Source organism: Ruegeria sp. ANG-R (genome assembly GCF_000813985.1).
Lineage (GTDB): Bacteria > Pseudomonadota > Alphaproteobacteria > Rhodobacterales > Rhodobacteraceae > Ruegeria.
Genome location: NZ_JWLJ01000034.1, coordinates 1 through 6,614, shown reverse-complemented (window position 1 = coordinate 6,614; position 6,614 = coordinate 1). Strand labels below are relative to the sequence as shown.

Sequence of the window (6,614 nt, the reverse complement as noted above, 5' to 3'; positions counted from 1 at the left end):
CAAAGTTTGCAACAGAACCTGTTGAATCTCCCCTTCAATCCAGGTCTGTTCGGGGTATTCGACAAAGATCTCGGATCGCAGCAGAATGTCCTTGTGAAGCTCTGTCTTTCCAGGGCAATCCCCCCGGTTGCGTTGATATGCACGCCTGGTCCAATCAAATTGTCCGTCAGGATCGTGGCGTATTGCTTGTCAGCAGTGCAGGTCGTGACGATTTGCGCCCCTTCAATGCTTTCTTCGCTTGTTGAGCAAGAAATCACGTTCAGCCCGCTTTTTGCGAGATTGCGTGCACATTTTTGGGTGGCTGCCGGGTCGATGTCGTACAGTCGGAGGGTCTCAATCCCGCAGATCGCCTTGAAGGCTGGGCATTGGAATTCTGATTGGGCTCCATTGCCAATCATCGCCATTGTATTTGATCCTTTGGGTGCGAGATGTCGCGCGGCCATTGCCGACATTGCCGCGGTTCGCAGCGCAGTCAGCAAAGTCATCTCCGAGAGAAGCTTGGGATAGCCCGAGTTAACATCCGCCAGCAGACCAAACGCCGTGACGGTTTGCAGCCCTTCTTTGGTGTTCTTGGGGTGGCCGTTGACATATTTGAAGCCGTACATCTATCCGTCCGAGGTCGGCATAAGCTCGATCACGCCTACGTCTGAATTGCTGGCAACACGGGGTGTTTTGTCGAAGAGCTCCCACCGTTTGAAATCGGCTTCGATGTCGTCAGCAAGATCAGAGAGCACTTTCTCGATGCCCAAATCATTGACCAGACCCATCATGTGTTCGACGGATACAAACGGGACGAAAGCGAGTTCAGATGGCAGCGGTGGCATCTTGCATCCTCTTTTGAGTTAGCGCCATGAGAAGGCCGGAAATCAATATGACTACGATCCCAATCCAGGCGACGAAGTTGGTTGCGATGCCCCAGAGCAGGAAGGCCCAGAGGCAGGCAAAGATGAGAAAGGAATATTCGAACACGGCCACCACGGCCGGGGTTCCAATCCGGTAAGCCTGCGCAATCAATGTGACCGCGATAACGGCCCCAACTGCCTGGAACAGGGTGAGCCACAGGAACCGGCCTGTTGGTGTAGCCCAAGGGGAAGACAAGAACGTCTCGCCCGGCCAAAGAGTCACAATGCCCAGCATGACGACACCAGCGAAACCAATGGTCAGGAATATTCCAATCGCAAGCGTTATTGGGTGTTCGTCCGCGCACCAATGACGGGTCAGCAGCATACCAAGCCCATAAAACAATCCTGCGACAAGCGGCATCAACGACAGAGCGGATAGGTCGTTGATATCCGGCTGCAAGAGCATAAGCGCACCCGCAAACCCCAGCACCACGGCGGAAATCCCCGTTGGGCCCAATGGTTGACGAAACAGAAGCACCGTCAGCAACGCCACCCAAAGAGGTGCACTGAACAACCCTGCGCCGGCCTGAGCGACCGGCAACGCGCCAAGAGACGCAAAATAGATCAACAGGCCGAGGGAGACCGCAAGGCTCCGGCCGATAAGACCTCTCAAGTTAATTGGACGCAGCGATTTCCCTGCGACGCGACCCGCGAGAAGAAGCAGTGGCAGTGCAAAGAGTGTTCGAAACACCTGAAACTGCCAAAGCCCAGCCTCTTCCGCAACCGAGGCCACAAAGTTGTCGATGAAGCTCAGGATAGCTGACGCGGTCAGCGCCAACCCGACCGCTATAAAGTTCTGGGCCTTATGCATGGCTTCAGGACTGCGCCTCCATGGCACTCAGAACGTCGTCGAGCGACCGAACCGCGCCATGCTGCAAGTACTCAACGGCCTTAAGCGATGCGTTATGTGCCTCGATGCTTGACCCAGCGACACAATCCTCGATGACGCGGCAGAAATAGTCACCCTGATGAGCATCGACGAAAGTGTAATGCACACAGACGTCTGTAAGGCCGCCTGTTAGGATCAGGGTCTCGGCTTTCAATCCTTTGAGGAGGATTTCTAGATCTGTTCCATAGAAGGCTGAATAGCGCCGTTTCTGGATTTTATAGTCGTTTGGACGAATACCCAGTTCTTCTACGGCTAACTCCGTCAGCGGGTTGCTGTCGAGGCAATGCACCTCTTCATCACCATCGGTTTCCCGCCCCATATCCACCAGATCGGCCCGGTGGACTTCCTGAATGAACACCACCGGAATACCCACCTCACGTGCTTTGTCGATGGCCACTTTGGCGCGCGCCATGCGGGCCGCGTAGTCAGGCATATGGGCAATTGATCGCTCGTCATCAGGGATCGGGGCAAAGGTGGATTTCTGGATGTCGATCACGATCAGGGCGGCACGGCCTTCGATCAGATTGCGTTTCTTTGTGCGGGCCTCAACCATGGAATTCCCTTTCATCGGGTGATTGGATGTGGATGGATTTGGGCGGTAGCTCAGTCAGGCGGCTATCGGAGCTCTTTCTGATGGGTCAACTTCTCTTGGCTGCAGATGTCCCAGATACCGTCTTTCAGCATATTTGAACCCCAGCGAAATCAGAAAGACGATGGCCATGTAGAACAGCATTGCGGTGACAAAACCTTCATAGGCCAGATAGTAGCGGCCATTTAACCAGCGCCCGACCCCCAGCAGATCTTGCAAAGTCACAGTGCTGGCGATGACGGAACCGTGCAGCGTAAAGATGACCTCGTTTGAATAGGCGGGAAGCGCACGGCGGAACGCACTGGGCAATTCGACAAGGCGCATCCGGGTTAGGGGCGACATCCCACAGGCTTTAGCTGCCTCGATCTCGCCTTTAGGAGTGGTTTCGATGGCACCGCGTAAGAATTCCGTCGTGTAAGCGGCGGTATTCAGTGTGAAGGCGATCAGAACGCACCACCAAGGGTCGCTCAGGATCGGGTCCCACAGGAAAGAGGTCCGTACGGCTTCAAACTGGCCCAGCCCGAAGTAAAGCAGATAGGTCTGCACCAACAGCGGTGTACCGCGAAACGCATACGTATAGCCCCAAATAACCTGGTTCAGTCCGGGTTTTCTGTAGGCCCGCGCAATGGCCAATGGGATGGCGATCAGGCCGCCGATGAATAGTGCCAAAAAGGTCAACTGAAGGGTCACCAAAGCCCCTTCAAAGAATTTTCCGAGGTTGTCGTAAATCAGGACGAAATCCAGGGGCGAGGATGTTTCGCTGAAGTCTCGCAAGTATTCAAGGAAGCTACGTTCGTTTTCCATGCGCTTAGGCCCTTCTTTCGCCAACGCTGTATTTTCGGTCTACCCAACGAAGTACGAGATCGGAGATCGCAGTGATGATGAGGTAGATGACCAAAACCGCGAACATGAAAGTGAACAGTTTGTGGTTCGACCGGCCCGCGGAAAAGGCATTCCAGACCAGATCATGCAAACCGATTACCGACACCAAAGCCGTCGCCTTGACCAGAACCAGCCAGTTGTTTGTGAAGCTCGGTAGTGCATAGCGTACCATCTGCGGCCAGGTGACCAGAGCAAAAACCTGGCGCGGATTCATGCCAACGGATTTCGCGGCTTCGATCTGACCGCTCGGGATCGCCAGGATCGCTCCCCGAAAAGTCTCGGCCATGTAAGCCCCAAAAATAAAACCCAGTGTCAGAACACCAGCAATGAACTGATTGACGTCTAAGTAGCCCCAAAGGCCTGTAGCCTGGCCAATATCGTTCAGCATGGCTTGGCCGCCGTAGAAGATCAGCATCATCAGAACCAACTCGGGCACACTGCGGATAAAGGTGGTATAGAGGTTGCCCATACGCCGTATCCCACGCGAGGGGGATAGCTTTGCAAAGGCTCCAACCAGCCCAAATAGCACCGACAGCACCAATGACAGGATCGCAAGAGAGATCGTGACCATCGTTCCTTCGATCAGTATCTGGCGATATTCGAAGATCAAATCCATAAGTCTGGTCCAATCCTGGGGATCTAAGACAGGCGCAGCGGGAGCCTGGGAGACCAGCCCCCACTGCGACAGCATCTGCGGGCTTATTTTCCGTAGATGTCGATGTCGAAGTACTTGTCGTTGATTTCATCATAAGTACCGTTGGCGCGGATCGCCTTGATCGCGGCGCTTAGCTCTTCCGCTAGTGGATCCCCTTTGCGTACCGCGATGCCGGTGCCCTCCCCCATACATTCAATGTCATCGACATCCTCTCCGAGGAAAGCAAATCCTTCACCTTGCGGCGTATTCAGAAATCCATCGATGGCCTGAAGCGTGTTGTTCAGTTGCAAATCAAGGCGACCTGCAACCAGATCTGCGAACACGTCTTCTTGGGTGTTGTAGAGCTTGATGTCCGCATCCGGGTACATTTTCTCGACGTGACATTGCAGAGTCGTGCCACGTAGAACACCGATCTTGACGCCTTTAGTACCTTCTTGTGTCAGTTCGATTTCTGTCCCCTCTTTGGCGATGAAACGAGAGGGTGTGAAATAGTACTTCTCAGTGAAATCCACCTTTTTCTTGCGATCTTCGGTGATCGACATGGAGGCGACAATAGCGTCGTACTTGTTGGCGATCAGTGCTGGGATCATGCCATCCCATTCCTGTTCAACCAGCTCGCATTCGCGGTTTAGCTCGGCGCAAAGCGCCAGCGCGATATCGATGTCAAAACCGGACAGAGTGCCGTCGGCTTCCTTCTTCGAAAAAGGGGCGTACGCGCCTTCAACGCCCATGCGCAGTGTGTCTGCCATTGCCGTGCCGCCAGCAAACAGAGACGTTGCAGACAGCACAGTGGCCAGAAGTTTGGTTTTTAGTGACATGATATAGTCTCCCTGTTTTGGGTTTTTGGGGCCTGCCGAACTGAAGTTCGTCAGTCTCGGGCATTGGCCAGGAAATCCTGGAACCGTGTGGACCGCGGATTGTTGAACATATCCGATGGCGAGCCTTGCTCTTCGATCAGCCCTTGATGAAGGAAGATCACTTCGGAAGAGACATCACGGGCGAAGCCCATCTCGTGGGTCACGACCACCATGGTGCGTCCTTCTTCGGCCAATGACCGAATGACTTTCAGGACTTCGCCGACGAGCTCAGGATCCAGCGCTGAAGTAGGTTCATCGAACAACATCACCTCCGGCTCCATCGCCAACGCGCGAGCGATGGCTGCACGTTGCTGCTGACCGCCAGAAATGTGAGATGGATAATAGTCGCGGCGTTCATACATGCCGACGCGTTCAAGAACAGTCTTCGCCTTTTCAATCGCTTCAGCGCGCGGCTGCTTCAACACGTGGACCGGGCCGGCAATGACATTTTCCAGAACTGTCATGTGCGACCACAAATTGAAACTCTGGAAAACCATCGCCAGCCGGGCGCGAATACGTTCCACCTGCTTGGCTTCGGTAGGTTTGAACACGCCGTGACGGTCAGTCGACATCTTGATCTCTTCGCCATGCACTATGATTGTGCCGGCATTGGGCGTTTCGAGCAGATTGAGACAGCGCAAAAAGGTGCTTTTGCCCGAACCCGAGGACCCCAGCATCGATATAACGTCACCTTTCCGGGCCTCTAAACACACTCCTTTCAAAACCTCCAAGGCTCCATAAGACTTGTGCAAGTCTTGCACTTGCAGTGAGAGGTCGGTTTGAGGGTTTTCCTGGAGCAGAGCCATGGAGCGTCCTGTTGGTTTGCCGAAGTTGCTAAAACGGTAGCGGGCAGGCTTTTGTTCGAAAAACAGGAATAACTGGCCCTCAGCGACGGTTTTTGCTACGCTGAATTCATGACGACCTCTCTCCGACATCTAAATTCCCTGCGCGCGTTTGAGGCCGCTGCCCGGCACCAAAGCATTTCAAAAGCGGCTGAGGAGCTGAACGTCAGCCATTCGGTTGTCAGTGAGCACGTGCGCAATCTTGAAGCTTGGTTTGGAGCAGATCTTTTCGTCAGAACCGGCAACCGGATCACGCTCAGCGAAGATGGGCGTGCCCTTCTGCCTCGTGTTTCAAGTGGATTTCAGACATTAAAGGATGCGTGCAGCGATCTTCTGCGAGAAACGCAGAAAGGGACGATTGTCGTCAGTGCGGAACCTGCCTTGGCCTCACTTTGGCTCAGAAAGCGGATTACCGATTTTTGCGCTGAATTCCCGAAGATCGATATTGACTTGCGTCCCGCATGGAAGCCACCTCAGCTGGGCGAAGACCACGCCGATGTCATCATCCATTTTGAAACCAGATTGCCCGCAACTGGGGTCCGGCTGCATCGCCTTTTTCCCATAGACGGCTTTCCCGCATGCGCACCGCATCTTCTTAGGCAGCTTCTGGATGAAGAAAATGATGTAAACTGGCAGGATGCCCCACTGGTCCACGACAACGGGCGCGAAATCTGGCACCAATGGTATCTTTTGCACGAGCCCGGAAGTTACCGGTGGGAGCAAGGTCGGGTTTACTCTGACCTCTCCCTTGCAATTGACGCTGCGCTGGATGGAGAGGGGATCATTCTGGCAGATAACGTACTTTGCTCCAAGGAAATGACCTCTGGGTCATTGGTCCAACTGGACGGCCGACAGATACGATGCGTCTGGTATTCTATAGCGATGCCACTGAAAGCATCCGGAAAACCTGCTGCCGAAACGTTCAAGGCATGGCTGTTGGCGGCTGCGACTGAAATTATCGACGATCCCAGTCAGGATAGGTTCTGTTGCAAACTTTG

Annotated in this window: 7 protein-coding genes and 1 pseudogene; 1 reads left to right on the top strand and 7 read right to left on the bottom strand. The window is 54.1% G+C overall.

Annotated features, from left to right (window positions below):
• The 7 genes and pseudogenes from RA27_RS22960 to RA27_RS22930 form a co-directional block, all read right to left on the bottom strand.
• Positions 1-824: pseudogene (locus RA27_RS22960) on the bottom strand (ornithine cyclodeaminase); the annotation flags it as partial.
• Positions 805-1,713: a DMT family transporter gene (locus RA27_RS22955; RefSeq protein ID WP_039544627.1), complete on the bottom strand. Its 909-nt coding sequence runs from the start codon at positions 1,711-1,713 to the stop codon at positions 805-807. The gene RA27_RS22955 and the pseudogene RA27_RS22960, both read right to left, overlap by 20 nt.
• Positions 1,714-1,717: 4 nt before the next feature.
• Positions 1,718-2,344, bottom strand: a complete 627-nt coding sequence (locus RA27_RS22950; RefSeq protein WP_039544620.1) for a cysteine hydrolase — start codon at positions 2,342-2,344, stop codon at positions 1,718-1,720.
• Between the two features lie 54 nt (positions 2,345-2,398).
• The gene (locus RA27_RS22945; RefSeq protein WP_082025263.1) at positions 2,399-3,184 is read right to left on the bottom strand and encodes an ABC transporter permease; all 786 of its coding nucleotides are present in this window, start codon (positions 3,182-3,184) and stop codon (positions 2,399-2,401) included.
• 4 nt (positions 3,185-3,188) lie between these two features.
• On the bottom strand, positions 3,189-3,878 hold the full coding sequence (locus RA27_RS22940) for an ABC transporter permease subunit (protein ID WP_039544629.1): 690 nt from the start codon (positions 3,876-3,878) through the stop codon (positions 3,189-3,191).
• An 83-nt stretch (positions 3,879-3,961) separates the two neighbouring features.
• Positions 3,962-4,735, bottom strand: coding sequence for a transporter substrate-binding domain-containing protein (locus RA27_RS22935; protein ID WP_039544617.1), 774 nt, complete (start codon positions 4,733-4,735; stop codon positions 3,962-3,964).
• A 50-nt stretch (positions 4,736-4,785) separates the two neighbouring features.
• Entirely contained in the window at positions 4,786-5,580 is a 795-nt protein-coding gene (locus tag RA27_RS22930; protein WP_039544615.1) for an ABC transporter ATP-binding protein, read from the bottom strand.
• Between the two features lie 108 nt (positions 5,581-5,688).
• Here RA27_RS22930 and RA27_RS22925 point away from each other — a divergent pair.
• Positions 5,689-6,614, top strand: a 926-nt coding sequence (locus RA27_RS22925; RefSeq protein ID WP_039544612.1) for a LysR family transcriptional regulator, incomplete at its 3' end; no start/stop codon positions are given.

What these genes read in the sequence shown, in the direction of transcription:
- RA27_RS22955 (WP_039544627.1), bottom strand. Translation starts at nt 1,713, where the DNA reads ATGCATAAGGCCCAGAACTTTATAGCGGTCGGGTTGGCGCTGACCGCG.
- RA27_RS22950 (WP_039544620.1), bottom strand. Translation starts at nt 2,344, where the DNA reads ATGGTTGAGGCCCGCACAAAGAAACGCAATCTGATCGAAGGCCGTGCC.
- RA27_RS22945 (WP_082025263.1), bottom strand. Translation starts at nt 3,184, where the DNA reads ATGGAAAACGAACGTAGCTTCCTTGAATACTTGCGAGACTTCAGCGAA.
- RA27_RS22940 (WP_039544629.1), bottom strand. Translation starts at nt 3,878, where the DNA reads ATGGATTTGATCTTCGAATATCGCCAGATACTGATCGAAGGAACGATG.
- RA27_RS22935 (WP_039544617.1), bottom strand. Translation starts at nt 4,735, where the DNA reads ATGTCACTAAAAACCAAACTTCTGGCCACTGTGCTGTCTGCAACGTCT.
- RA27_RS22930 (WP_039544615.1), bottom strand. Translation starts at nt 5,580, where the DNA reads ATGGCTCTGCTCCAGGAAAACCCTCAAACCGACCTCTCACTGCAAGTG.